This window comes from Avibacterium paragallinarum, from assembly GCF_900450705.1.
GTDB lineage: Bacteria > Pseudomonadota > Gammaproteobacteria > Enterobacterales > Pasteurellaceae > Avibacterium > Avibacterium paragallinarum.
This window is the reverse complement of the sequence record NZ_UGHK01000002.1, coordinates 1,800,429-1,824,466: the sequence shown is the minus strand read 5'-3', so window position 1 is coordinate 1,824,466 and position 24,038 is coordinate 1,800,429. Positions and strand designations below refer to the sequence as shown.

The window sequence follows — 24,038 nt, the reverse complement described above, 5'->3', positions numbered from 1 at the left end:
ATAAATCACTTTGCCTGCTCGACTAAAGGAAATCCAACGAAGTTGATCAAAATCAATACGCTCTCCAATTTTAGGGTCATCAACAATTAAGTAATGTTTATTAACCGCTTGATTGCTGACTTCCTCAAGATTAGTGCGTAAACGTGCATTTTCATTATTCAGCTGTTTTACACCAAACTGAATCCCATTTCCTTCAATCAAGCCACCGCGGTTGATTAAGATATCACTTAATCCTTGAGCCTGATGATTGGCATCAAGGGTTTTCCCAAAGACAATTTTTCCCTCAGATGCCAGCGTGCCACCAATGCCGTTAAACGCCCAATCTTGAGTAAAGATTGTTTTGCTATTTTCAATCTGAGGGGCTGCAATATCTAAGCGTTGGGTAGCTGCAATCACCGCTGAATTTATTGTGCCATCATCTTGTAATTCATCGCTGTTGATAATTTTATTAGCTTGTAGTGCGGTATGACCGCCATAAATACGTCCTGTTCCAACATTCGTGATTGTGCCTGCTTTAATCAGGATTTCAGCCGCCGTATCGCCGGTGCTTAGTCCATTAATTAATCCTCTATTGACAAGGTGTTCACTCACATCAAACGTAACCTGTCCTCCTTGTATTTCACCTTGCTTAGTTTGTTCAATAGATCGGGCATTAATCTTTACTGCGGCTCGTGTGGCGACTACACCAGATTGATTTATAGTTTGTTTACTTTTTAATTGTATATGATTTTCTTGTGACACCACTTTAGCAGCGACTCGATTGTCAATATTATCATCGCTTGTTATCCCGATTTGCTGTTTAGCTTGTACCTGCCCTTGATTAACAATCCTTCCTTGACTGTCAATCTGCACTTCGCCCACTGAAGCTCCGATATGTCCCGCATTACGCACACCAAGCCCCGTGCCGTTATCCACTAATTGGATACGTTCGGCGTACATTCCGCCTAGCTCACTCACATCAACACGATAGGTTTGCGTGGCTTCTGCTGTTTCAGGCGTTGTTGAAGTGCGGTCGTTTTTTTCATTATTTTTGTCGCCAACATAGACCACCGCGTCATTGGTGCGATTGACCTTGTTTTTCCCTGTGGTTACTTTTAAGTTTTTCGCCCAAACGCCCCCCCCTCAACCTTCACTTTCTCGGCGATAATATCGGTGTAATCCGCCTGACGGTTATCTAACCCTTTGCCCGCAATGTTCACCTTACCGCCTTTGACGTGATAGCCTTTAAGCTCTCCGTTTTCTATTTCAGGTTTACCCGTGGTTAAGGTGGAACGCCCCGCATTTATCACGCCACAGCCATCACAATGAATGCCCGAGGGGTTGGCGATCACTACATTGGCTTTCTTGCCAGCCACTTCAATATAACCTTTCAAACGGCTTGGGTTGGTTGAATTAACCTCATTGAGAATCACTTTGGCTTCGCCTGTGGCAAGATTTGGGTTGCCTTGCACCCAGCCTGCAATTTGGGTTTGCGTAGCTTTACGAGCGTTATTTAACACCGCCCCTTTTTCTGCCACATCAAATTGCGAATAGGTATTGCGAGAAACGCCTGCTGGGCTTGGGGTTTGAATATTCACTTGTGGCAAGCCATTGGCGGTTTTTAAAATGGTGGCTTGTTGCGTGGCTGGGGCTGATTTATCCGCTCGAATCGCCATTTCATCCGCCATTGCGACAGGCAAAAAAGAGACATAGCCTAAAGCAAGGAAAAGGCTGAATTGTAGCGGTTTGATTGTCCAGTGCAATGAGGAATGGCGGTTCAACGATGAATAAAGTGCGGTCAGATTTTGCAAGGTTTTTTCTATGCCAAGATTTTCACTCGCCGCTTTACCACAGGTTTTTGCTAGCTCAGAAACCACAATCATTCGGTTCAATGTTTTGCTAAAAATCACGCGATAAGTTTGTTTGTTCATCGTTGTTTCCTTAATTCTCTGCGTTCAATGCGAAATTCATGTTTAAAAACGGTAGCTAAAAGAAAAACCCGTGGTTAAATGGCTGGTTCGGAAGCCTTCAGGTTTTTTGATCGGGATTCCAATGAAATAATCATAATTTAATCCCCATAGTTCACCGCGTAGCCCCAGCACGCCGCCTGTTAAGCTATCACCAAGTTGTAATTCTTCTTGTGATGAGCGAACAATGCCTTTATCAATCCCGAGATAGAGTTCTTGCCCTTTGTTCGCAATATTCCACACCAGCTCGTTTCGCCACACCCAGCCCCGTTCGCCAGAAAGGGATAATTCGCCATCAAAACCGCGTACCGTATAACGTCCGCCAATGCTCAGCTTATCTTGTTGAACAAGGGGCGTTTGATTCCATTGAGCGTTCCAATGGGTGGTAAAACGGAATGGTTGTTTACCTAGCATAAAAGGGTAAGCTAAATCCACTGAGGCAGTGATAATTTGCATTCTTGACGTGCCTTCGTCAAATTTTTCCTCAGGGGCAATTTGCCCCTGTGCCACGTTTGTAATTGGCAGAAAGTTGTAGTGTGGCATTGCCGATGTAGTGCGTGTGCTGAAGCCCCGCTTCCCAACCAGCTGTACGGCGGCGTTGTACTTGAACTTCTGTATCATTAATGAAATTAGATGACTGCCTTGTCCACAGGGTAAAATTCAAATAGGTTTTCGAGCGACTATTTCGCCATAATAAACGCTTGAGCGTCGCATTCATTTGACGGCTTTCACCCGAATAATCATAGGATTCAAACGCTCCCCCAATAGTTTGGTGATATTGATATTTTGACCCTGATAAGGTCAGTAGCGTGTTTTTCCAAGGAATAGAATAGTAAAGGCTGTAATTTTTACTGCCATAATCTCCTTGAGCATTATCGCTATGACGTTTAAAACTTCGGCTCGCACTGAAGTAGAACAGATCATTTAGCGTTGTTACATTATCCCAAGAAAACGTCGCCGAGCCTTGCAAACGCCCTGTCGCTTTTGAACCCGCATCATCTAATCCTAAGGTTAAATGAAACGGCAAGCTCTGTTTATATTGAATAATAATGTCAGATTCGCCAATATTTTCCGTGGCTTGTAGCTCCATATTCGCATCGGCACTAGGAATTCGTTTAAGGTTCTCTAAACCTTGCTCTAAATCTCGCACATTCAAAATCTCCCCCTGTGCCATTGGCATTGCAAACCAAAGCGTTCCACGCGTGGCGAAGGGGATCGCACTGTGATCTTGAAGCTGAATATGCCCAACTCGACCAGGAATAACGGTGAGAATGAGCATTCCCGAGCGTAAATCTTGCGGTTCAACCACCACCCTTGTGGTGATATAACCAAAATCAATCAAACGATTTTGAATGCGGCGTAGTAACACATTAATGCCTTGCGAGCCAATACAAGCAGGCAGTGAAAAATCCCCTGCCGAATAGACCGCACTTAATGCCCAAGAAAAACGGCTTGGTTGAATGAGGGAGGGATTAGCTTCGTTGCGATGAATATCAGTGAGAACAATTTGCTGAATAGGGAAACATTGGGCTTCGTTACGGGGAAAATCACGAGATTGTAATTTCTCGCTTTGCAAATGAATATCAGGCGATTTCACTTGCTGAGCCTGAATTGACGAATTAAGTGCATTTTGCTTGCTGTTGCCGTTGCCGATTATTAATTTGTTGCTCTTCAGGGGTTGCTAGGCGTTCAACTTCTGCCCGAAGAAATAAAGGGAAACAAACTATTCCTAAAAGCAATAAACGGGAAAACTTCATCATAATTTATTGTTCTACAAATGATAACAGCATATTTCAAAGCCTAACGGATAGGCAAATTTTTAGCAAGATAAAATTAAAAATTATGTCAAATTTTACTATGTATATTCTCAATGTGTTATCACTCGTTACCCTAGATTATCGATAAAATTTATTCAGTTTTATTTGTCTTAAAAATAGGGTAATGTAGTTATAAAATTTCTAATGAGAGAAAATATGATGAAATATTTTTCCTTGATTGCAGGATTATGTATTACGTTCGTTCTGAGTGCAGCCGCAATGTTTCTCGCTCAAACCCACATCGCTACACAATGGCACATTAGTGCCTTAACCTTGGCGATTGTGTTGGGAATTGTGTGTGGCAATAGCATTTATCCAATGATTGAAGCGCGGGTGAAAACGGGCGTGTTGTTTGCCAAAGGCTTTTTGTTGCGTTGTGGGATTGTGTTATTTGGCTTTCGTTTAACCTTTCAGGATATTAGTCAAGTGGGATTCAGTGCGTTATTTGCCGATGCTAGCGTGCTGATTTTGACCTTTTTGCTTACTTGTTGGGTAGGGATTAAATGGCTGAAAATCGATCGTCAGATCGTCCAACTCACGGCGGCAGGCTGTAGTATTTGTGGGGCAGCGGCAATTATGGCGACAGAGCCAATTGTAAAAGCACCATCTTACAAAGTATCCGTTGCGGTGGCGTTGATCGTAATTTTCGGTACGCTGAGTATGTTTCTTTACCCTGTGTTGTATCCTTATTTGCAAGCCTATTTGCCAGAGCAGGCGTTTGGTATTTATATCGGCTCAACCGTCCACGAAGTGGCTCAAGTTTATGCTGCAGGGGCAAATATTAGCCCGCAAGTGGCAGATACCGCAGTTATTTCTAAAATGATACGAGTGATGATGCTCGCACCATTATTATTGGCATTCACTCATATGAAATCCCTCAAGCAAGCTGGAACAAAACCGCTTTTATTGGGGGCGATAATTTGGCTATGGCTTGTAATCGGCGGCTTTGGCGTGAATTGGTTTATGGCGTATTGTGCCACCTAGCCGCCTTGTAATAAGTAAAAAAACATCATTGAAAAACACCGCACTTTAATCGGGTTTCAAATACAGCAGGGCGATGCGGTGTTGAAATCAAACGGAGTAAAAATTAAAGTGCGGTATTTTTTTGACTCAAATAGTAACCTGAGTTATTATTCACCAGTTTACTTTCTCCCTTTAATACAACAATTATGCCACTCTCTTTTTCAGAACAAGAAAGGCTGATTCGTCATTCAGCCCAGAATAATCCTGCGATGCCAGTGGAGCAAATTTTGCTGGCTCGTTTGTTGTTGCACAATAGCAGCCGTTATTTGGAAAAACGGAATCAGCTATTAAAAGCCTATCAGCTTAACGATACGCTGTTTATGACGTTAGTGGTGCTGTATTGCCAGCCAAACCACACCTTGCAGCCGAGTAAATTGAGTGAAATTTTCGGTTATTCCAAGACCAATGCAACGCGAATTGCCGATGAATTGGTGAAGCGTCAATGGTTGGAGCGGAGCGAGATTGCGGGCGATCGACGAAGTTTTTTATTGAAATTAACGCCGCAGGGGGTGCAATTTTTAGAAACCTTGTTGCCAAATCAGTGGAAACAGGTGGAGCAACTTTTTTCCGTCCTTGATGAGCAAGAACAAATCACATTGAAACAACTGTTGCTGAAATTGGTAACGCGTTTAGAACATCTTTAATGGTGAATATGATGACAGAAACTGAGCATAAAACGAATAAAAAACGCAAAAAAGCCTTGGCTTATTTTGTTACGATTTTGTTAATCCTTGCCGTTATTGCGGGGCTATATTGGTTCTTCTTCGTACGAAATTATGAAGAAACGGAAGATGCTTATGTGGCAGGCAATCAGGTGATGATCTCGGCACAGGTAAGCGGCAATGTGCGTCAAATCAAGGTGGATAATATGGATTTTGTCCACGCGGGCGATGTGTTGCTGGTGCTTGATGATACGGATCTCAAGCTCAATTTTGCCCAAGCACAGGACAATCTCGCCAGTGCCGTGCGTCAAATTGAGCAATTAGGCTTTACGGTAAAGCAGCTACAAGCAATATTGAATGCAAAACTGACCGCACTTAATAAAGCCAAAGGGGATTTGCAACGCCGCGAGCAGCTGGCAAAAACGGGATCGATCGATAAAGAAAGTTTGCAACACGCTAAAGAGGCGGTGGCACTTGCCGAAGCGGATTGGCAAGCCACGCAAAATCAGCTTGCGGCAAATCAAGCCTTGCTAAAAGGGCTACCGTTGCGAGAGCAACCCGAGGTGAAAAAGGCAGTGAGTGCTTTAATCCTAGCTTGGTTAAATTTGCAACGCAGTCAAATCCTCAGCCCAGTTGAGGGCTATGTGGCACGGCGTAGCGTGCAGGTGGGGCAAAAAGTGGCAGCGGGCAGCCCGCTGATGGCGGTGATTTCTACGCAACAGATGTGGCTTGATGCGAATTTCAAAGAAACGCAGTTACGCAAAATGCGGATCGGTCAGCCTGTGAAAGTGTTTTTTGATCTTTATGGCGATGATGTGAAATTTGATGGCAAAGTGAGCGGGATTGAAATGGGAACAGGGAGTGCGTTTTCTCTTCTGCCAGCACAAAATGCTACAGGAAACTGGATCAAAGTGGTGCAACGCGTGCCAGTGCGGATTGATCTCGATCCTGAACAAATGAAAAAATACCCGCTACGGATTGGGCTTTCAGCCAATGTGGAAGTGAATGTGGCTGAAACGCAAGGGGAGGTGCTACGCAAACCGCGTCCAAATGACGTGCTGTATCAAACACAAACATTGGATTACGACCTTCGCCCAGTCAATGAATTAGCAGAAAAAATTATCCAAGAAAATAGCAATAACGCCGATGAATAGTACACAAAAACCCGTGCAAGGGGCAGCATTAGCCGTAATGACGATTGCGTTATCTCTGGCAACCTTTATGCAAGTGCTGGATTCCACCATCGCGAACGTTGCTATTCCAACCATCGAGGGAGATCTTGGGGCTTCCTCCAGTCAAGGCACTTGGGTGATCACGTCGTTTGGTGTGGCGAATGCGGTTTCGATCCCCATCACAGGCTGGCTTGCCAAACGTTTTGGCGAAGTGCGGTTGTTTTTGATTGCAACGGGATTGTTTGTGCTTGCCTCGTGGCTATGTGGAATTTCCCATAGCTTGGAAATGCTGATTTTATGCCGTATTTTTCAAGGGCTAGCGGCAGGGCCGATTATTCCCCTTTCACAAAGTTTATTATTGAATAATTATCCGCCTGAAAGACGGAGTATGGCTCTGGCATTTTGGTCGATGACGGTGGTGGTCGCCCCGATTTTTGGGCCGATTTTAGGCGGCTGGATCAGTGATAATTTACATTGGGGCTGGATTTTCTTTATTAACGTACCTATCGGGCTGAGCGTGATTTTCCTCAGTTGGAAAATTTTAGATAAGCGGGAAACCAAGATTTCTCAGCAACCCATTGATACTATTGGCTTAATCTTGCTTGTGATTGGTGTGGGCTGCTTGCAATTAATGCTCGATCAAGGGCGTGAACAAGACTGGTTTAACTCCACTGAAATTGTGGTGCTAACAGTAGTTTCCGCAATCGCGTTAGTTGCCCTGATTATTTGGGAACTCACCGACGACAATCCCGTAGTAGATATTTCCCTATTCAAATCGCGTAATTTCAGTGTGGGTTGCCTGTGTACCAGCTTGGCATTTCTGATTTATTTAGGCTCGGTCGTCCTCATTCCGCTATTGCTCCAGCAAGTTTACGGCTACACCGCAACTTGGGCTGGGCTTGCCGCCGCTCCAGTGGGCTTATTTCCGATTTTGCTATCGCCAATTATCGGGCGTTTTGGCTATAAAATTGATATGCGAATTTTAGTAACCATCAGCTTTATGGTCTATGCCCTTACCTTCCATTGGCGAGCGGTAACCTTTGAACCCGCAATGACTTTCACCGATGTCGCATTGCCACAGCTCATTCAAGGGATCGCCGTAGCCTGCTTCTTTATGCCACTAACGACCATTACCCTCTCAGGCTTACCCGCAGAGAAAATGGCATCTGCTTCAAGTTTATTTAACTTTCTACGAACCCTAGCAGGCTCAATCGGTACATCGCTCACCACCTTTTTATGGTATAACCGTGAAGCAATGCACCATACTCAATTTACTGAGGCAATTAATCCTTATAATCCCAATGCACAAGCCTATTACGAAACAATGGCACAGCTTGGCTTGAGCGATACGCAAACGTCAATGTCTTTAGCAAGAAACATTACCGCTCAGGGCTTCATTATCGGGGCAAATGAAATTTTTTGGCTATCTGGCGTAATGTTTATGCTACTTTTTGTCGTGGTGTGGTTCGCAAAGCCACCTTTTGGGAGTTCTCATTAATCAAGTCAATCATAGATTTTTTCAATCAAGTTTTTACAAGATATAAAAAATGAAGACTACTATATTAGACTTTATTCCATTAGACGCTGTCTTGCAATTTCAAATAAGCATACACCAGTGGCAACCGACACATTCAGGGAAGAAACCGATCCCGCCATTGGTATGCTAACTAATTGGTCGCAGGTTTCACGGGTTAAGCGTCGCATTCCGTCCCCCTCAGCGCCCATTACTAAGGCTAATGCCCCCGTTAATTGGGCTTGATAAAGGGTTTCTGTGGCTTCGCCTGCTGTGCCGATAACCCACATATTATAGCTTTGTTGCAAATCGCGAAGCGTGCGTGCTAAGTTGGTTACGCGAATAAGTGGCACGACTTCCGCCGCCCCACACGCCACTTTGCGTGCGGTGGCATTAAGCTGTGCCGATTTATCTTTTGGCACGATCACCGCACACACGCCAGCCGCATCGGCGGTACGCAAACAGGCCCCCAGATTATGCGGATCGGTTACGCCATCTAACACCAATACAAGAGGATTTTGCTGATCGCGTAAAATACGATCCAGATGATTTTCATTTAATTCTTTTGCAGCTTGCACGCGTGCAATAATCCCTTGATGCACTTCACCGTTAGCTTTTTTATCCAACGTTTCGCGGTTAAGAAATTGCACAGAAATGCCAAGCTGATAAAGCATATTGAGAACAGGCTGTAAGCGTTTATCCTCACGCCCTTTTAGCACATAAACTTCAATTAGCCGTTCAGGTGCATTTGCCAAAAACGCATTAACCGCGTGGATTCCATAAATATTTTCAGACATTGTTATCCTTTAATTGATACCTAAAATAAGGCGGAATTATACGCTTGTTTGCCGTCCTTCCGCCAGTTTTTCACAAGTGCATTTTAACTAAGTGCGGTGCGCGATTTACGCTTATTTTTCTGAGCAGAAATTTCTGATTTTTTCACCGCACTTTTGTTTTTCGTTTTTTTCATTGATTGAGTGGCAGACTTCCCTTTTGTTTTTTCGCACTTTCAGCATAGCGGAAGCTTTTTTTCGCTTTATCCTTGGCGGTTTTGCCTTTGCGTCGTGACTTGCGTTCCGTGCGGATAAGTGAGAAATCCACTTGCCGTTGTTCAAGGCTAACGGCTTCTACACGCACTTCCACTTTATCACCTAAACGATAAATCCGTCCGCTGTTTTCACCGATTAATTGCTGGCGATTGACATCAAATTGGTAATAATCATTATCCAAGGTTGAAATATGCACAAGGCCATCAATGAACAAATCATCTAAACGCACAAATAAGCCGAATCCTGTTACGGCGGAAATTACGCCAGTAAATTCTTCGCCAACGTGATCTTGCATATATTCACATTTGAGCCAATCTGCCACTTCTCGCGTTGCATCGTCGGCTCGGCGTTCGGTCATTGAACAATGTTCGCCAAGCGTGTCCATTTCTTCAAGGCTATAATGATAACCGCCTGAATCGGTGGTTTTGCGTTTTGAGCCTTGCAATTTAGCCAGTAAGTATTTGATTCCACGATGTAAGGTTAAATCGGGATAACGGCGAATTGGGGAGGTGAAATGGGCGTATTGCGTAAGGGCTAAGCCAAAATGTCCGATGTTGTCGGCGGAATAAATGGCTTGGCTGAGCGAACGCAGGAGCATTGTTTGAATCAGCTCGTGATCGGGGCGTTCTTTCACTTGTGCCAATAATTTGGCATAATCTTCTGTGCTTGGTTTCGCACCACCGCCTAAACTTAACCCTTGCTCTGCGAGGTAAGCACGGAAAGCACTGAGTTTTTCTTCACTTGGCGTGGCGTGAACACGGTATAACGCAGGTTCGTTGTGGGTTTCCATAAAATTCGCCGCGGCGATGTTGGCTAAAATCATACATTCTTCGATGATTTTATGGGCATCATTGCGAACGACGGGTTCAATGCGTTCGATCCGCCCCATTTCATTAAAAATAAATTTACTCTCAATGGTTTCAAAATCAATCGCACCACGTTGCTGGCGAGCGTTTACTAAGGCTTGATAGAGATGATGTAATTCTTGCAAATGGGGAACAAGGGGGGCATAACGCTGTTGCAGTTCGTCATCACCAGCTAAAATGGCTGCCACTTTGGTGTAAGTGAGGCGTGCGTGGGAGTTCATCACCGCTTCATAAAATTGGTAGCCCGTCATTTTTCCTTTGGCAGAAATTGACAGCTCACAGACCATACAAAGGCGATCCACTTGGGGATTGAGCGAGCATAAGCCATTGGATAACACTTCTGGCAGCATCGGCACAACTCGCGTAGGGAAATAGACGGAATTGCCGCGATTATAGGCTTCATTATCTAAGGCGGTGCGTAGCCGAACATAATAGCTCACATCGGCAATGGCAACCCAAAGCTTCCAGCCCCCTTTGCTGGTGCGTTCGCAATACACCGCGTCATCAAAATCTCGTGCGTCTTCACCATCAATGGTAACTAAAGGAAGTTGGCGTAAATCCACCCGCCCTTTTTTCGCCACTTCCGGCACTTCTTCGGTGAATTTTTTGGCTTGTTTTTGCACCGCACTTGGGAAAACGTGCGGAATATCGTGATTGCGAATAGCAATTTCGGTTTCCATTCCTTTTGCCATATTTTCGCCGAGTACTTCAATAATCATTCCTACTGGACGCGTGAACATTGCAGTGCGGGGCTTGAGTTCCACCACGACCACTTGTCCCATTCTTACTCCGTGTCGATGTTCATTGGGGATCAAAATATCTTGATGGATACGGCTGTCATCAGGCACAACATAGCCGATCCCTTCTTCCAAAAAGAAACGGCCGACAATATGTTTTTTACGCCCCTCCAATAAACGCACGATTCGCACTTCTTGGCGACCTTTGCGATCAAAACCATTGGGCTGAGCCAGCACATAATCACCGTGCATTACTTGACGCATTTGTGCATTTGGGATAAACCAATCTTGTTTCGCCCCCTCCACTTGGAGAAAACCATAACCCTCTTTATGCCCGATGACACTACCTTTCAGCAAATCTAATTTCTTCGGCAAGGCATAGCGTTTGCGTTTGGTAAAAATGAGCTGCCCGTCATTTTCCATCGCTCTCAATCGGCGACGCATTGCCTCTTGCCGCTCTTCATCACGAATGTCTAAAGCGGAGAGGAGTTCTTCTTTGGACATCGGGGCGTTGTGATCGCGGATAATACTAAGAATAAACTCACGGCTTGGCACGGGATTTCCATATTTTTTGAGTTCTTTCTGATAATTTGGATCAGAAAGTGCGGTTGTTTTTTTTGTTATTTTTCGAGCCATAGTGGTTTCCTTAATGTGGCGGAGATGGGTAAGTTTGACATTTGAAGAAGAAAAAAACAAGAAATGGATTTATTTAAAATTTCTTATCACATCAACAATAATCTTTTTTTGTTCATTGGTTAAATTGAGAAACATACTGATAAATATATCATCTAATTCAGATAAATTAGCCATTCTATCATTCTCATCAATCCCATATCTTAGCCAATCTGTTGAAACATTAAGCAAATTTGAGAGTGTTGATATTTTATCTGGAGAGGGGACAGACAAACCGTTCGCCTATTTATAGACAGCTTGTGGAGTAGTAGGCTAAAGCGGATGGAGGAGATTAAATTTAGTTGCAAGATCCCTATTCTTTAATTGAGAAAGATTAGCACCAGTTAGAGCCAACTTAATACGCTCACCAAACTTTTCTCGTTCTGTTTTTATTTTCATGGAGTAAATTATGCTGATCTCAAAATATTTTTAAACCTAATCAGTTTAAATAAAAACCAAAGCGGTTTTATTTTAGTAAAAAAAATGTATAATCAGCATTGGATTTAATCCATAAACTAACATTCAGGAGAAAAAATGAAGAAAATTGCATTATTACTTTTGTCTACGTTCTTGTTAGGTACTGTAAGTACAGCTTATGCAGGAAATTGTGATTACTCTTGGCAAAGAGCTAAAGATGGTTCTCAATGTGGAAAACGGGCATCAAATAGTAGATACTAAAAACATTTAATGCCATTAAAACAAAAGCCCAGCAAATGCTGGGTTTTGCTTGTTGCCAAAAGATTAAACTAATTGTTTGTTTATCACTAATCATTCAGTGATCTTTAGTTAAGCTTTATGTTGGATTATTTTTTCGATTTCTTAATAAACTTCATCAAACGCTTGCGTTTACGCAATTGATTTGGGGTGAGTTTGTTGCGTTTGCCAGCAAATGGGTTGCTTCCCTCTTGGAAAAGCAAGCGGATTGGCGAGCCGATAATTTTTAAACTACGGCGGTAGTAGTTGGATAGGTAACGCTTGTAGCTATCGGGCAGGCGGTCGATTTGGTTGCCGTGTACCACAATAATTGGCGGGTTGTAGCCACCTGGGTGAGCATATTTCAGTTTAATTCGGCGACCGCTCATCATTGGCGGTTGATGTTCGTCCGTTGCCATCTGCAAAATGCGGGTGAGCAATGAGGTTGTCATTTTTTGCGTCGCACAAGCATAGGCTTCTTTGATTGAATCAAATAGATTGCCTACACCACTGCCGTGTAATGCCGAGATAAAATGCACGCGAGCAAAATCAATGAAGTCTAAACGACGATCTAATTCTGATTTAACGCGATCTTTCACTTCTTGATCTAAGCCGTCCCACTTGTTCACCACGATCACTAAAGAACGTCCAGCATTCAAAATAAAGCCTAAGAGCGAGAGATCTTGATCGGAAATTCCCTCGCGGGCATCAATGGTGAGTAATACCACATTGGCTTCTTGAATGGCTTGTAAGGTTTTGATAACGGAGAATTTTTCCACCGTCAAATGCACTTTGCCACGCTTACGCACGCCTGCGGTGTCGATGATGGTATAGTGCTGACCATCACGTTCCATTGGAATAGCAATGCTATCACGCGTTGTACCAGGGAGATCGTAAACCACCACGCGTTCTTCGCCCAAAATGCGGTTAGTGAGGGTAGATTTGCCAACATTTGGTCGCCCCACAATGGCGATTTTGATATTTTGCTCTTGCTCACTTTCTTCTTCCGCAAGAGCTTCGTCTAAAAGTTGAGTGTCTTCTTCGTTGTTGAAATCAAACTCGTGATCCCATTCATCTTGCGAATTTTCATCGTGATTTTGCACCGCACTTTCATTTTCTGACTCAACGGCTTGCTGTTCTGCGAGTGGAGCTAATACCTGCTCCATTAACGCATTCACACCACGCCCTTGAGAAGCTGCGATTTGCACGATTTCCCCTAAACCAAGTTGGTAAAATTCGGCACAGTGGGAATCTGCATCAATACCGTCCGTTTTGTTTGCGACTAATACGGTGGTTTTGTGCTGGCGTTGGCGTAAATATTGAGCGATGCCAATATCTGCGGAAGTTAGCCCAGCACGTGCGTCCACAAGGAATAACACGATGTCCGCTTCTTCAATGGCAAGCAAAGATTGCTCTGCCATTTTTTCTTCTACCCCCTCTTCGGAGCCGTCAATTCCGCCGGTGTCAATGACAATAAAATCATAGCCAGCAATATGTGCTTGACCATATTTGCGATCGCGGGTTAAGCCAGGAAAGTCGGCAACAAGGGCATCTCGGGTTCTGGTAAGGCGATTGAATAAGGTGGATTTCCCCACATTTGGGCGACCCACAAGGGCAACTACGGGAGTTGTCATAAAAAACCTCTGTTTAAATCGTTTTTTGTACAACGCGAAAATAAAGTGCGGTGTAAAATGAAGTGCTTTTTAAAATAACCTAATTATAGCGGATTTTAGGAACAATGAGAAACTTCTTGAAATTCGTATCTGGTTGTAACCAAACAGCTTCGTTATTATTAGATAGGTATGAAAGTTTCCAAAATATCGCTAAACTCTTTCACTTTCCTACGGCGTTACTTCGCCTCACCGTACTGCTTGTCCTGCCTTAGAAGCAACGCCTTATATGAAAGTGAAATTGATTTAGCAATATCATTGTTTATCTCCAAAACCAAACGAGATGTCCTTACGAAACACGGTACAAATACACGCTTTAAGTTTCGTACTTACATATAGGTACGTTAGCCTAATCGTCCATATACCCTAAACTACGCAAAGCCCTTTCATCGTCAGCCCAGCCTGATTTGACTTTTACCCAAAGTTCTAAATGGACTTTGTTATCAAAGAGGCGTTCCATATCGGCACGGGCTTCTGTGCCGATGACTTTGATTTTTTGTCCTTGATGACCGATGACCATTTTTTTCTGCCCTTCGCGTTCAACGAGGATTAAGCCGTTGACTTCATAAGTGCCACGTTCGTTGGTTTTAAATTGTTCAATTTCTACGGTAACCGAATAAGGAAGCTCTTCGCCCATAAAACGCATTAATTTTTCGCGAATGATTTCCGATGCCATAAAGCGTTGTGAGCGGTCGGTAACGTAATCTTCAGGGAAATGATGCACGCCTTTACACAAGGATTGACGCACGATTTTTTCCAGTTCTTGAACGTTATTTCCACGCTGTGCAGAAATTGGGACGATGGCTTTAAACTCAAATTTTTGGCTAATTTCAGTGATGAACGGCAAAAGCGCTTCTTTGTCTTTGATATTATCAATTTTGTTAATTGCTAGAACTACAGGGGCTTTGGCTCGGCGCAGTTTATTTAGCACCATTTCATCATCTTCATTCCAATGCGTGCCATCAACCACAAAAATGATGAGATCGACATCACCAATGGCACTGCTTGCTGCGCGGTTCATTAAGCGGTTAATGGCACGTTTTTCTTCAATATGCAGCCCCGGGGTGTCCACATAAATGGCTTGATAAGGGCCGTCTGTTTGAATCCCTAAAATGCGGTGGCGAGTCGTTTGTGCTTTTCTTGATGTAATGGAAATTTTTTGTCCTAATATTTTGTTTAATAAGGTAGATTTCCCCACATTTGGACGACCTACAATGGCAATAAATCCACAGTAGGTTGGCTGTTCTTGGTGATGTTCTGTTGTTTGTGTCATTTTATATCCAATAGTTTTAAGATTTGTTCTGCGGCTGCTTGTTCCGCTTTACGGCGGCTTGAACCTACGCCGATAAAAGTGCGGTCAATTTTTTTGATGTTTTCCACACGACATTCTACGGTGAAGGTTTGATTATGGGCTTCCCCCTTGATGTTTATCACTTCATAGCTTGGGAGAGGGAGGCAAGCACCTTGCAAATATTCTTGTAAACGGGTTTTCGGATCTTTTTGATTTTCACCCGGTTTAATTTGGCTGAGCAGGGTTTGATACCAGTTACGGACAACGGCGGTACTGGTAGGCAGATCGCGATCTAATGAGATCGCTCCAATGATGGCTTCCACACAGTCGGCAAGAATGGACTCACGGCGAAAACCGCCACTTTTGAGTTCCCCAGGACCAAGCTGCATATAGTCGCCAAGCTCGAAAGCTCTGGCAAGCTGAGCAAGGGTGGGTTCACGCACGAGGGTAGCACGCATTCGGCTTAGCTCGCCCTCGTTACATTTAGGAAATTGCTGATACAACGCATCAGCAATGGTGTAGTTCAAAATGGCATCGCCTAAAAATTCCAAGCGTTCATTATGATTTTTTGCCGCACTGCGATGAGTGAGGGCTTGCTTTAGCCATTTTACCTCTTGGAATTGATAGCCGATTTTACGCTGTAAGCGATCTAAATTATTCATTGTCATTATTGAATTTTGCTAAACATTCGGTCAAAACGCAGACCCGTTGGCCATTCGCCTTGTTTTTTATCAAGGCTTAGCCAAATATATTTCGCTTTGCCGACAATATTTTTCTCTGGCACAAAGCCCCAAAAACGGCTGTCAGCACTGTGGTTGCGGTTGTCGCCCATCACAAAATATTCGCCCAGTGGCACAACCCACTCGGTGATGTAATTGTGCTGTTGGCGGTAGCCTTGATATAAATAAGTGGCATTAGGCGGTTGCGGATCCCAATGAATTTGGTGGGTAACATCACCACTTTCAGTAAGCACTAATGGGTTTTGATTGCTATAAATCGGTTTGCCCGCACGATCTTGCCCAATGATAATGTTGAAGTTTTTATCCGCCTCTGGCGTGCTGTAAGTAAATTCTTTGGTTACGCAATCTTCTGTGCATTCTTTGCCGTCTTTTCCGTAGGTGATGGTGAGATGGCGATCCGCCTCGTTATATTGAATGCGATCACCGGGAATGCCGATCACGCGTTTAATGTAATCCACATTTGGCTCAGGCGGGGCTTTAAACACGATAATATCGCCACGTTGCGGTTTGCCTGTTTCAATTAAGGTGTTTTGGAAAACGGGATCTTTAATGCCATAAGCATATTTTTCCACTAACAAGAAATCACCAACTCGCAATGTGGGTTCCATTGAGCCTGATGGAATTTGGAATGGCTCAAAGAAAAAGGAACGTAAAATTAGCACAAAAGCGAGAACAGGGAAGAGAGAAGATAAAAACTCGCCACTTTCTGAAATCGGCTCGATTTTGGCTTTTTCTTCTTCCGTCAAAGGCTTGCCACTGCGTTGTTCTGCTCGTGCAATTTGGCGTTCGCGTTTTGGCAAAGCAGAAAAGCGATAGTAGCACCATAACACCCCACAAAGTGCGGTCAATAAAATCAACACAATGGTAAAGGTGTTAGGCAAGCCTAAATGATCTAACCATTTCCAAATACCGTATCCGACAGCAATCAGTAGAATAAAAAATAAGTTTGATTTTGACATAAGCTTTCCTTTTATTTGTCTTTGCCAACGTGTAAGATGGCTAAAAACGCTTCTTGTGGCACTTCAACGTTACCTAAAGATTTCATTCGTTTTTTACCCTCTTTTTGTTTCTGTAACAGTTTTTTCTTACGGCTCACGTCCCCACCGTAACATTTCGCCAATACGTTTTTGCGTAACTGTTTGACAGTTGATCGTGCGATAATGTGATTGCCGATCGCCGCTTGAATCGCAATATCAAATTGTTGGCGAGGAATGAGTTCACGCATTTTTTCCACCAATTCCCGTCCCCGATATGGGGCGTTATCTTTGTGTACGATCAAAGCAAGGGCATCAACCCGCTCGCCGTTAATCATAATATCTACGCGAACCATATCTGCCGCTTGGAAACGTTTAAAACCGTAATCCAATGAAGCATAACCGCGTGAGGTAGATTTCAAACGATCGAAGAAATCAAGCACCACTTCCCCCATCGGGATTTCATAGGTCAGTGCGACTTGGTTGCCGTGATATACCATATTGGTTTGCACACCACGTTTTTCAACGCATAGCGTAATCACATTGCCTAAATAGGTTTGCGGTAACAGCATATTACATTCGGCGATTGGCTCGCGAATTTCGCTAATATTATTCAATAGTGGCAATTTTGACGGGCTATCCACATAAATCACTTCGCCATTGGTTTGTAACACTTCATAGACTACGGTTGGGGCGGTGGTGATTAAATCAAGATTATATTCACGTTCTAAACGCTCTTGAATAATCTCCATATGCAATAAGCCCAAGAAACCACAGCGGAAACCAAAGCCCAGTGCGGTGGAATTTTCAGGCTCATAGAATAATGACGCATCGTTTAGGCTCAATTTACCTAAGGCATCACGGAAGGCTTCGTAATCATCCGAACTAATCGGGAACAGCCCCGCATAAACCTGAGGTTTCACTTTTTTAAAGCCTGGTAATGCGGTGGTGGCGGGGTTATTATGCAAGGTGAGCGTATCCCCCACAGGTGCACCTAAAATATCTTTAATGGCACACACCACCCAGCCCACTTCGCCACAGTTCAGCACTTGGGTATCCACTTGCTTCGGTGTAAAAATCCCCAAACGATCTACATTATAAGATTGCCCTGTGGACATCACTTTGATTTTGTCGCCCTTGCGTAACGTGCCGTTTTTAATACGCACAAGAGAAACCACGCCGAGATAGTTATCAAACCAAGAATCAATAATCAAGGCTTGTAATGGGGCATCAGGATCGCCTTCAGGTGCGGGGATTTTATGCACAATTTCTTCTAGCACATCTTCAATGCCCTGTCCTGTTTTAGCAGAACAACGCACCGCATCAATGGCATCAATTCCGACAATCTCCTCAATTTCTTCCGCAACACGCTCAGGTTCAGCGGCGGGTAAGTCAATTTTATTCAGGATAGGAACAACTTCTAAATCCATTTCAATAGCGGTGTAACAGTTTGCCAAGGTTTGAGCTTCCACCCCTTGCCCTGCGTCCACCACCAATAACGCCCCCTCACAAGCGGCTAAAGAACGGGATACTTCATAAGAAAAATCAACGTGTCCCGGTGTGTCAATAAAATTAAGCTGATAAGTTTCGCCATCTTTGGCTTTGTAATTGAGCGTAACGCTTTGTGCTTTAATGGTAATCCCACGTTCACGCTCTAAATCCATTGAATCCAAAACCTGTTCCGCCATTTCACGGTCAGAAAGCCCACCACAGGTTTGAATTAAACGATCGGAAAGGGTGGATTTCCCGTGGTCAATATGAGCAATAATTGAAAAGTTGCGAATATTTTTCATAAGTAATAATAAAATTCAAGGTGAATATATTTATAAGATTAATCTCACGATTTTACCTGAATCTTGTGCTATTCGCTAGCAATAGCGAACAAGTGCGGTGAAATAAATAGGCGTATTTATTTAGAAAGGGGCAAAGAAAACCCTAAGGCACTTACCTTAGGGTTTTAGAATGCATTATAAGCTTTCAGTGAAAGTACGGGTAATTACATCACGTTGTTGTTCTGGCGTTAATGAATTAAAACGCACAGCATACCCAGAAACACGGATTGTTAATTGTGGATATTTTTCAGGGTGTTTCACCGCATCTTCTAAGGTTTCACGGCGTAATACGTTCACGTTTAAGTGCTGACCACCTTCTACTTTTACTGTTGGGGCAACATCAACTGGCAATTCACGATATTCGATTTGACCAAGTTCGCTTACTGCAACGATTTGATCTTCGGTGAAATCGCCTTTTGCACATAAGCAACGCGCTTCGCCTTTTTCACTGTCTAATAACCAAAATGAATTTAAAAGATTGTCATTGGCAGCTTGTGTAATTTGGATACCCTTTATCATAAAAAAACTCCTAAATTTGTTTGTTAATTAATCACGGATTGAAGAAGATTCTATCAAAAAATTTGATCAATTCAATTATTTTGATATAGGTCAGATTGAATTTAACAAATAAAAATAATGAAATTGATACATATCAAAATAAATCTATTTTAAAAATTTGAATTTAACATTTTCTTAACTTTTAATTAAAAAATAATTAAAAATTAAATCCGCATTGAAGCTGTTCATTTATGGCGAGGTTCTTTATAATCTCGACACTATTTTTAGTGCGAATGAGTGCAGAGGATAACAAAATGAAAACGTGGAAAGATGTGATTGGCAACGAAAAAAGCCAACCCTATTTTCAGCAAATCTTACAACAAGTCCAGCGTGAAAAAGCAGCTGGTAAAATTGTCTATCCGCCCAGTAATGAAGTATTTAATGCCTTCAAATTAACCGAATTTGATCAAGTGAAAGTGGTGATTTTAGGGCAAGATCCTTATCACGGTCCAAACCAAGCCCACGGCTTATCATTTTCTGTTAAACCTGGCATTGCACCGCCGCCCTCGCTCGTCAATATTTATAAAGAACTGGCTGCTGATGTGGGCTTCCAAATTCCATCGCATGGCTATTTATTGTCTTGGGCTGAGCAAGGCGTGTTGCTTCTCAACACCGTCCTCACTGTAGAACAAGGCAAAGCCCATTCCCATTCGCAATTTGGTTGGGAAACCTTCACTGATCGAGTTATCGCCGCATTAAACGAGCAACGAGAGCATCTCGTCTTTTTGCTGTGGGGAAGCCACGCCCAGAAAAAAGGGCAGTTTATCGACCGCACAAAACATTGCGTTCTCACCGCACCACACCCTTCGCCACTTTCGGCACATCGCGGTTTTTTTGGTTGTCAGCATTTTTCTCAAACCAACCAGTATTTACAGCAGCACCGCATTTTGCCGATTGAATGGCAATTGCCTTTAACGGTTTAACAAATTTTAAGGATTTCAAAATGTTAGCAATTATCTCACCTGCCAAAACTCTTGATTTTGAAAGTGCGGTAGAAAAATTTGAGGTTTTTCAGCCTGCTTTAACTGACTACAGTCAGCAATTAATCGACATTTGCCGCACCCTCGCCCCGCAAGATGTCGCCTCGTTAATGTCGATCAGCGATAAATTAGCCTCGCTCAACGTGGCACGCTTCGCCCAATGGACGGCAGATCATAATGAACAAAACGCACGCCCAGCCATTTTTGCTTTTAAAGGCGATGTTTACACGGGCTTAGACGCGGAGCATTTATCTCGCGAAGACATTTTATTCGCTCAACAGCATTTAAGAATGTTATCGGGACTCTATGGTTTGTTACGCCCGCTAGATTTAATGCAGCCTTATCGTTTGGAAATGGGGACAAAATTAGCCAACCCGAAAGGCAAGGATCTCTACGCGTTTTGGGGCAATGTGATCACCCAAACCTTACAGCAAGCCTTAGACGAGCAAGGGGATAACGTGCTGGTGAATTTAGCCTCTGACGAATATTACAAATCTGTGAAAGAAAGCCAGCTCAAGGCACATATTGTTAAGCCCGTCTTTTTAGATTACAAAAATGGCAAATATAAAGTTATCAGTTTTTATGCGAAAAAAGCCCGTGGCTTAATGTGTCGTTACCTCATTCAAAATCGACTCACTCACGTTGAGCAATTAAAAGCCTTTGATCTTGGCGGATATTGGTTTGATGAAGCCGCTTCAAGCGAGAAAGAATTTGTGTTTAAACGAGAGGTGAGCGAATAAAATGAAGCCTTTGTTAGCCTTTTTTCACAACATCAAAAAAACGTTATTTTTTAGCACCGCACTTTTATTAACGGCTTGCGTATCCTCGCCACAACTCAGCGTGCCTGAAGCCATTACGCATAATAACAGCTCTTATTATCTGATTTCGCAACAGGATTTAGGCAGCGTGGCACGTTATTTTTATGTGCCAAAAGGGGAAAGTGCTGAGCATTGGCATAGTGCAATCGAGCTGTTGCAAGATAGAAATTGGCAGCAACGCACGTTAGCGGATCGGATCGCCTTGCGTAAGCGAGTGTATCAAAACACGGGCGTTACTCATTTTGATCTTTATCCACACAACAATGAATTGGTCGCTTTTGTTATCTACGAGCCAACCGAACAAAATAAAGATTGGCAAGTGAATGTTGCCAGAGGCAAAGATCTTCCCTTTTGTGGCTTTGTGCAATACCAATATTCTTTAAAAATCGCCAAAAACAAAAAATTAATGAATATGAAAAAAGAGAAGATTATCAAATATTTGCAAAAATATGTGGTAAATAAAGAAATACAAAATTTGAGTAACAGCCATTTTTCTTGGAATTGTAAAAAATAATGCAAGAAGTCTATTCCAAACAAGTCAAAAGTGCGGCGAATTTGGCGATTGCCACCGCCTTTATTTTAATTTTAATTAAAGGCTTTGCGTGGTGGAAAACCGATTCCGTCAGTATGCTCGCCTCAATCACCGATTCCACGCTGGATTTATTAGCCTCTTTTATGAATATGCTGATTTTGCGTTTTGCCCTAATGCCTGCGGATCACAACCATTCCTTTGGACACGGTAAAGCGGAGTCTTTGGCTTCCTTAATTCAAAGTGCGTTTATTTCGGGCAGTGCCATTTTCCTGTTGCTTCAAGGCATTTATCGCCTCACTGCCCCGCAGCCTTTAACGCAAACTTATTTAGGCGTGATCGTTACCCTGATTTCCATTGCAGCGACGTTACTATTGGTGCTGTATCAAAGCCACATTATCAAGCAAACGGACAGCCCCGCAATCAAAGCGGATCGCCTGCATTATCAAACCGATTTGCTGATGAACATCGCGATTTTATGCTCGCTCGGGCTAACCCTATGGGGCGTGCTTTGGGCTGATGCGATTTTTGCTATTTTGATCGCTTTATATATTTTGTTTAATGCAGGGCAGATGTTTTACGATGCTATTCAATTATTGCTCGATCAAGCCTTGCCTCTAGAGGAAATCGAACAAATTGAACAAGTTATCCAATCGCAACCCAATATTTTAGGCTTTCACGATCTCCGCACTCGACGCTCGGGGGCTATCCGCTTTATTCAATTTCATTTGGAACTTGATGATCACCTTTCTTTTATTGAAGCTCATCAAATCACCGATCATCTTGAACAGCGTTTACGTCAATGTTTTCCTCGAGTCGATATTGTGATTCACCACGAACCTACTAGTGTAGTGAAAAATGAAGAGCAAGATAAAGTAATAATGGGTAACTTATCAAAAAATACTTAGACCTAAATCAAAATGTGAAGTAATTCACAAAATTTTTCTAGAGCGATAATTGGGAATAGTGTAAGCTACGCACAATTTCTATATTACTAACTTTCAATAAAGGTATTTGCATTATGATCAAAAAAATTGCCGTATTAACCAGTGGTGGTGATGCACCAGGAATGAACGCAGCAATTCGTGGAGTAGTCCGTGCTGCATTAGGAGAAGGCTTAGAAGTTTATGGCATTTATGATGGCTATCACGGGCTTTATCATAATAAAATCAAACAATTAACGCGTTATAGCGTATCAGATATAATCAATCGTGGCGGTACATTCCTTGGTTCAGCACGTTTCCCAGAATTTAAAAAACCTGAAGTGCGGGCGAAATGTGCGGAAATTTTACGTTCACACGGCATTGATGCACTTGTAGTTATCGGCGGGGACGGTTCTTATATGGGAGCGAAATTGCTTACCGAAGAACACGGCTTCCCTTGTGTGGGGATTCCTGGCACAATTGATAATGATGTAGCTGGAACGGATTACACTATCGGTTATCAAACCGCGTTAGAAACTGCTGTAACTGCCATTGACCGTTTGCGTGATACTTCAAGCTCGCACCAACGTATTTCAATCGTGGAATTAATGGGCAGACATTGTAGTGACTTAACTATTTCAGCAGGTATTGCAGGTGGTTGTGAATATATTGTCGCCTCCGAAGTAGAATTTAACCGAGAAGAATTAATTCAGCAAATTGAACGTAGTATTATTAAAGGTAAACGTCACGCTATTATCGCTATCACAGAACATATTTGTGATGTAAATGAATTAGCTAAAGAAATTGAAGCTCGCGTGAAACACGAAACTCGAGCAACGATTTTAGGGCATATTCAACGTGGTGGTACACCTTGTGCGTTTGATCGTATTTTAGCTTCTCGTATGGGTGTTTATGCGGTAGATCTCTTATTACAAGGTAAAGGTGGATACTGCGTAGGAATTCAAAATGAGCATCTTGTTCATCATGATATTATTGATGCAATCAATAATATGCGTCGCGAATTTAAAGCTGAATGGTTAGAAGTTGCTAAGCGTTTAGATTAATTTTTGTGATATTGAATGTTCTAAAATCAAACAAGTAACATATGATAAAAATGCCAATTTTTTATAATTGGCATTTTTATTGACTATTTTCTTGGACAAAGCTCATTTTCACTAAAAAAATACGCAATTTCGCGTTCTGCACTTTCAGGGCTGTCCGAACCGTGTACGCAATTTTGTCGCTTGCTTAAGGCAAATTGTTTGCGAATTGTGCCAGCTTCGGCTTGTTCTGGATCCGTTGCCCCCATTAAAGTGCGGTAGTTTTTTATCGCATTTTCTTTTTCCAAAACGGAAACCACCACAGGGGCAGAAGTCATATATTCCACCAAGCCCGCAAAGAAAGGTTTGCCTTGATGTTCAGCGTAAAAACCCTCCGCTTGCTCTTGGGTGAGATGAACCATTTTCATCGCCACAATGCGAAAGCCTTCATTTTCCAAACAAGTTAGGATTTTGCCGATAAGGTTACGCTCCACCGCATCGGGCTTGATAATTGACAACGTCCGTTCCATATT

General features: G+C 42.9%; 21 protein-coding genes and 1 pseudogene. 10 read left to right on the top strand and 12 right to left on the bottom strand.

Annotated elements, in window-relative coordinates; translation table 11 throughout:
• Positions 1 to 726: 726 nt before the first annotated feature.
• The 3 genes and pseudogenes from DXZ23_RS16035 to DXZ23_RS16025 form a co-directional block, all read right to left on the bottom strand.
• Positions 727 to 1,910 (bottom strand): annotated as a pseudogene (locus DXZ23_RS16035) (two-partner secretion domain-containing protein); the annotation flags it as partial.
• Between the two features lie 42 nt (positions 1,911 to 1,952).
• Positions 1,953 to 2,402, bottom strand: a complete 450-nt coding sequence (locus tag DXZ23_RS16030; protein WP_021723937.1) for a ShlB/FhaC/HecB family hemolysin secretion/activation protein — start codon at positions 2,400 to 2,402, stop codon at positions 1,953 to 1,955.
• Positions 2,403 to 2,430: 28 nt separating this feature from the next.
• Positions 2,431 to 3,543, bottom strand: a complete 1,113-nt coding sequence (locus DXZ23_RS16025) for a ShlB/FhaC/HecB family hemolysin secretion/activation protein (RefSeq protein ID WP_021723936.1) — start codon at positions 3,541 to 3,543, stop codon at positions 2,431 to 2,433.
• 379 nt (positions 3,544 to 3,922) lie between these two features.
• Here DXZ23_RS16025 and DXZ23_RS13940 point away from each other — a divergent pair, with 379 nt between their 5' ends.
• The 4 genes from DXZ23_RS13940 to DXZ23_RS13925 all read left to right on the top strand — a co-directional run bounded on the left by DXZ23_RS13940 (position 3,923) and on the right by DXZ23_RS13925 (position 8,118).
• Positions 3,923 to 4,747: a YeiH family protein gene (locus DXZ23_RS13940; RefSeq protein WP_026138419.1), complete on the top strand. Its 825-nt coding sequence runs from the start codon at positions 3,923 to 3,925 to the stop codon at positions 4,745 to 4,747.
• A gap of 185 nt (positions 4,748 to 4,932) precedes the next feature.
• A complete protein-coding gene (gene mprA / locus DXZ23_RS13935) occupies positions 4,933 to 5,430 on the top strand; it encodes a transcriptional repressor MprA (protein WP_017805023.1) in 498 nt (165 codons plus the stop codon).
• Positions 5,430 to 6,602, top strand: coding sequence for an EmrA/EmrK family multidrug efflux transporter periplasmic adaptor subunit (locus DXZ23_RS13930; RefSeq protein WP_021723933.1), 1,173 nt, complete (start codon positions 5,430 to 5,432; stop codon positions 6,600 to 6,602). Before mprA ends, DXZ23_RS13930 begins: the two co-directional genes overlap by 1 nt.
• The gene (locus DXZ23_RS13925; protein WP_035695635.1) at positions 6,595 to 8,118 is read left to right on the top strand and encodes a DHA2 family efflux MFS transporter permease subunit; all 1,524 of its coding nucleotides are present in this window, start codon (positions 6,595 to 6,597) and stop codon (positions 8,116 to 8,118) included. The genes DXZ23_RS13930 and DXZ23_RS13925 overlap by 8 nt, the downstream gene beginning before the upstream one ends.
• Positions 8,119 to 8,189: 71 nt before the next feature.
• Here the strand turns inward: DXZ23_RS13925 and rlmB are convergent, their stop codons facing one another.
• On the bottom strand, positions 8,190 to 8,930 hold the full coding sequence (gene rlmB / locus DXZ23_RS13920; RefSeq protein ID WP_017805027.1) for a 23S rRNA (guanosine(2251)-2'-O)-methyltransferase RlmB: 741 nt from the start codon (positions 8,928 to 8,930) through the stop codon (positions 8,190 to 8,192).
• Positions 8,931 to 9,099: 169 nt separating this feature from the next.
• Complete coding sequence (gene rnr / locus DXZ23_RS13915; protein WP_017805029.1) at positions 9,100 to 11,421, bottom strand: ribonuclease R; 2,322 nt, start codon at positions 11,419 to 11,421, stop codon at positions 9,100 to 9,102.
• A 570-nt stretch (positions 11,422 to 11,991) separates the two neighbouring features.
• On the opposite strand from rnr, the gene DXZ23_RS15560 reads away from it, so the two are divergent.
• A complete protein-coding gene (locus DXZ23_RS15560; RefSeq protein ID WP_165381625.1) occupies positions 11,992 to 12,135 on the top strand; it encodes a hypothetical protein in 144 nt (47 codons plus the stop codon).
• 125 nt (positions 12,136 to 12,260) lie between these two features.
• On the opposite strand, the gene der is transcribed toward DXZ23_RS15560, so the two are convergent.
• From der to grcA, 6 genes are all read right to left on the bottom strand, one after another.
• The gene (der, locus tag DXZ23_RS13905; protein WP_035695633.1) at positions 12,261 to 13,784 is read right to left on the bottom strand and encodes a ribosome biogenesis GTPase Der; all 1,524 of its coding nucleotides are present in this window, start codon (positions 13,782 to 13,784) and stop codon (positions 12,261 to 12,263) included.
• Positions 13,785 to 14,169: 385 nt separating this feature from the next.
• A complete protein-coding gene (era, locus tag DXZ23_RS13900) occupies positions 14,170 to 15,093 on the bottom strand; it encodes a GTPase Era (RefSeq protein WP_017805033.1) in 924 nt (307 codons plus the stop codon).
• Complete coding sequence (gene rnc, locus DXZ23_RS13895; RefSeq protein ID WP_021723928.1) at positions 15,090 to 15,773, bottom strand: ribonuclease III; 684 nt, start codon at positions 15,771 to 15,773, stop codon at positions 15,090 to 15,092. The genes era and rnc overlap by 4 nt, the downstream gene beginning before the upstream one ends.
• Positions 15,774 to 15,778: 5 nt before the next feature.
• Positions 15,779 to 16,810 (bottom strand): signal peptidase I, encoded by a 1,032-nt coding sequence (gene lepB, locus DXZ23_RS13890; protein WP_017805035.1) that lies wholly within the window; start codon positions 16,808 to 16,810, stop codon positions 15,779 to 15,781.
• Positions 16,811 to 16,821: 11 nt separating this feature from the next.
• Positions 16,822 to 18,618: a translation elongation factor 4 gene (gene lepA / locus DXZ23_RS13885; RefSeq protein ID WP_017805036.1), complete on the bottom strand. Its 1,797-nt coding sequence runs from the start codon at positions 18,616 to 18,618 to the stop codon at positions 16,822 to 16,824.
• Between the two features lie 174 nt (positions 18,619 to 18,792).
• Complete coding sequence (gene grcA, locus DXZ23_RS13880) at positions 18,793 to 19,176, bottom strand: autonomous glycyl radical cofactor GrcA (protein WP_017805037.1); 384 nt, start codon at positions 19,174 to 19,176, stop codon at positions 18,793 to 18,795.
• A gap of 293 nt (positions 19,177 to 19,469) precedes the next feature.
• Between grcA and ung the strand changes: the two genes are divergently transcribed.
• The 5 genes from ung (at position 19,470) to pfkA (ending at position 23,529) form a co-directional block, all read left to right on the top strand.
• Entirely contained in the window at positions 19,470 to 20,138 is a 669-nt protein-coding gene (ung, locus tag DXZ23_RS13875) for a uracil-DNA glycosylase (RefSeq protein WP_017805038.1), read from the top strand.
• Positions 20,139 to 20,158: 20 nt separating this feature from the next.
• A complete protein-coding gene (yaaA, locus tag DXZ23_RS13870) occupies positions 20,159 to 20,935 on the top strand; it encodes a peroxide stress protein YaaA (protein ID WP_021723926.1) in 777 nt (258 codons plus the stop codon).
• 31 nt (positions 20,936 to 20,966) lie between these two features.
• The gene (locus tag DXZ23_RS13865; RefSeq protein WP_026138421.1) at positions 20,967 to 21,527 is read left to right on the top strand and encodes an HI_0983 family protein; all 561 of its coding nucleotides are present in this window, start codon (positions 20,967 to 20,969) and stop codon (positions 21,525 to 21,527) included.
• On the top strand, positions 21,527 to 22,450 hold the full coding sequence (locus DXZ23_RS13860; RefSeq protein ID WP_017805041.1) for a cation diffusion facilitator family transporter: 924 nt from the start codon (positions 21,527 to 21,529) through the stop codon (positions 22,448 to 22,450). Before DXZ23_RS13865 ends, DXZ23_RS13860 begins: the two co-directional genes overlap by 1 nt.
• 113 nt (positions 22,451 to 22,563) lie before the next feature.
• A complete protein-coding gene (gene pfkA / locus DXZ23_RS13855; protein ID WP_017805042.1) occupies positions 22,564 to 23,529 on the top strand; it encodes a 6-phosphofructokinase in 966 nt (321 codons plus the stop codon).
• An 83-nt stretch (positions 23,530 to 23,612) separates the two neighbouring features.
• On the opposite strand, the gene ndk is transcribed toward pfkA, so the two are convergent.
• Positions 23,613 to 24,035 carry a nucleoside-diphosphate kinase gene (ndk, locus tag DXZ23_RS13850; RefSeq protein WP_017805043.1) on the bottom strand — a complete coding sequence of 141 codons (423 nt, stop codon included), beginning with the start codon at positions 24,033 to 24,035 and terminating at the stop codon, positions 23,613 to 23,615.
• Between the last annotated feature and the right edge of the window lie 3 nt (positions 24,036 to 24,038).

Coding starts and splice junctions, on each gene's coding strand:
- DXZ23_RS16030 (WP_021723937.1), bottom strand. CDS start 2,402: ATGCAAATTATCACTGCCTCAGTGGATTTAGCTTACCCTTTTATGCTA.
- DXZ23_RS13940 (WP_026138419.1), top strand. CDS start 3,923: ATGAAATATTTTTCCTTGATTGCAGGATTATGTATTACGTTCGTTCTG.
- mprA (WP_017805023.1), top strand. CDS start 4,933: ATGCCACTCTCTTTTTCAGAACAAGAAAGGCTGATTCGTCATTCAGCC.
- DXZ23_RS13930 (WP_021723933.1), top strand. CDS start 5,430: ATGGTGAATATGATGACAGAAACTGAGCATAAAACGAATAAAAAACGC.
- DXZ23_RS13925 (WP_035695635.1), top strand. CDS start 6,595: ATGAATAGTACACAAAAACCCGTGCAAGGGGCAGCATTAGCCGTAATG.
- rlmB (WP_017805027.1), bottom strand. CDS start 8,930: ATGTCTGAAAATATTTATGGAATCCACGCGGTTAATGCGTTTTTGGCA.
- rnr (WP_017805029.1), bottom strand. CDS start 11,421: ATGGCTCGAAAAATAACAAAAAAAACAACCGCACTTTCTGATCCAAAT.
- DXZ23_RS15560 (WP_165381625.1), top strand. CDS start 11,992: ATGAAGAAAATTGCATTATTACTTTTGTCTACGTTCTTGTTAGGTACT.
- der (WP_035695633.1), bottom strand. CDS start 13,784: ATGACAACTCCCGTAGTTGCCCTTGTGGGTCGCCCAAATGTGGGGAAA.
- era (WP_017805033.1), bottom strand. CDS start 15,093: ATGACACAAACAACAGAACATCACCAAGAACAGCCAACCTACTGTGGA.
- rnc (WP_021723928.1), bottom strand. CDS start 15,773: ATGAATAATTTAGATCGCTTACAGCGTAAAATCGGCTATCAATTCCAA.
- lepB (WP_017805035.1), bottom strand. CDS start 16,810: ATGTCAAAATCAAACTTATTTTTTATTCTACTGATTGCTGTCGGATAC.
- lepA (WP_017805036.1), bottom strand. CDS start 18,618: ATGAAAAATATTCGCAACTTTTCAATTATTGCTCATATTGACCACGGG.
- grcA (WP_017805037.1), bottom strand. CDS start 19,176: ATGATAAAGGGTATCCAAATTACACAAGCTGCCAATGACAATCTTTTA.
- ung (WP_017805038.1), top strand. CDS start 19,470: ATGAAAACGTGGAAAGATGTGATTGGCAACGAAAAAAGCCAACCCTAT.
- yaaA (WP_021723926.1), top strand. CDS start 20,159: ATGTTAGCAATTATCTCACCTGCCAAAACTCTTGATTTTGAAAGTGCG.
- DXZ23_RS13860 (WP_017805041.1), top strand. CDS start 21,527: ATGCAAGAAGTCTATTCCAAACAAGTCAAAAGTGCGGCGAATTTGGCG.
- pfkA (WP_017805042.1), top strand. CDS start 22,564: ATGATCAAAAAAATTGCCGTATTAACCAGTGGTGGTGATGCACCAGGA.
- ndk (WP_017805043.1), bottom strand. CDS start 24,035: ATGGAACGGACGTTGTCAATTATCAAGCCCGATGCGGTGGAGCGTAAC.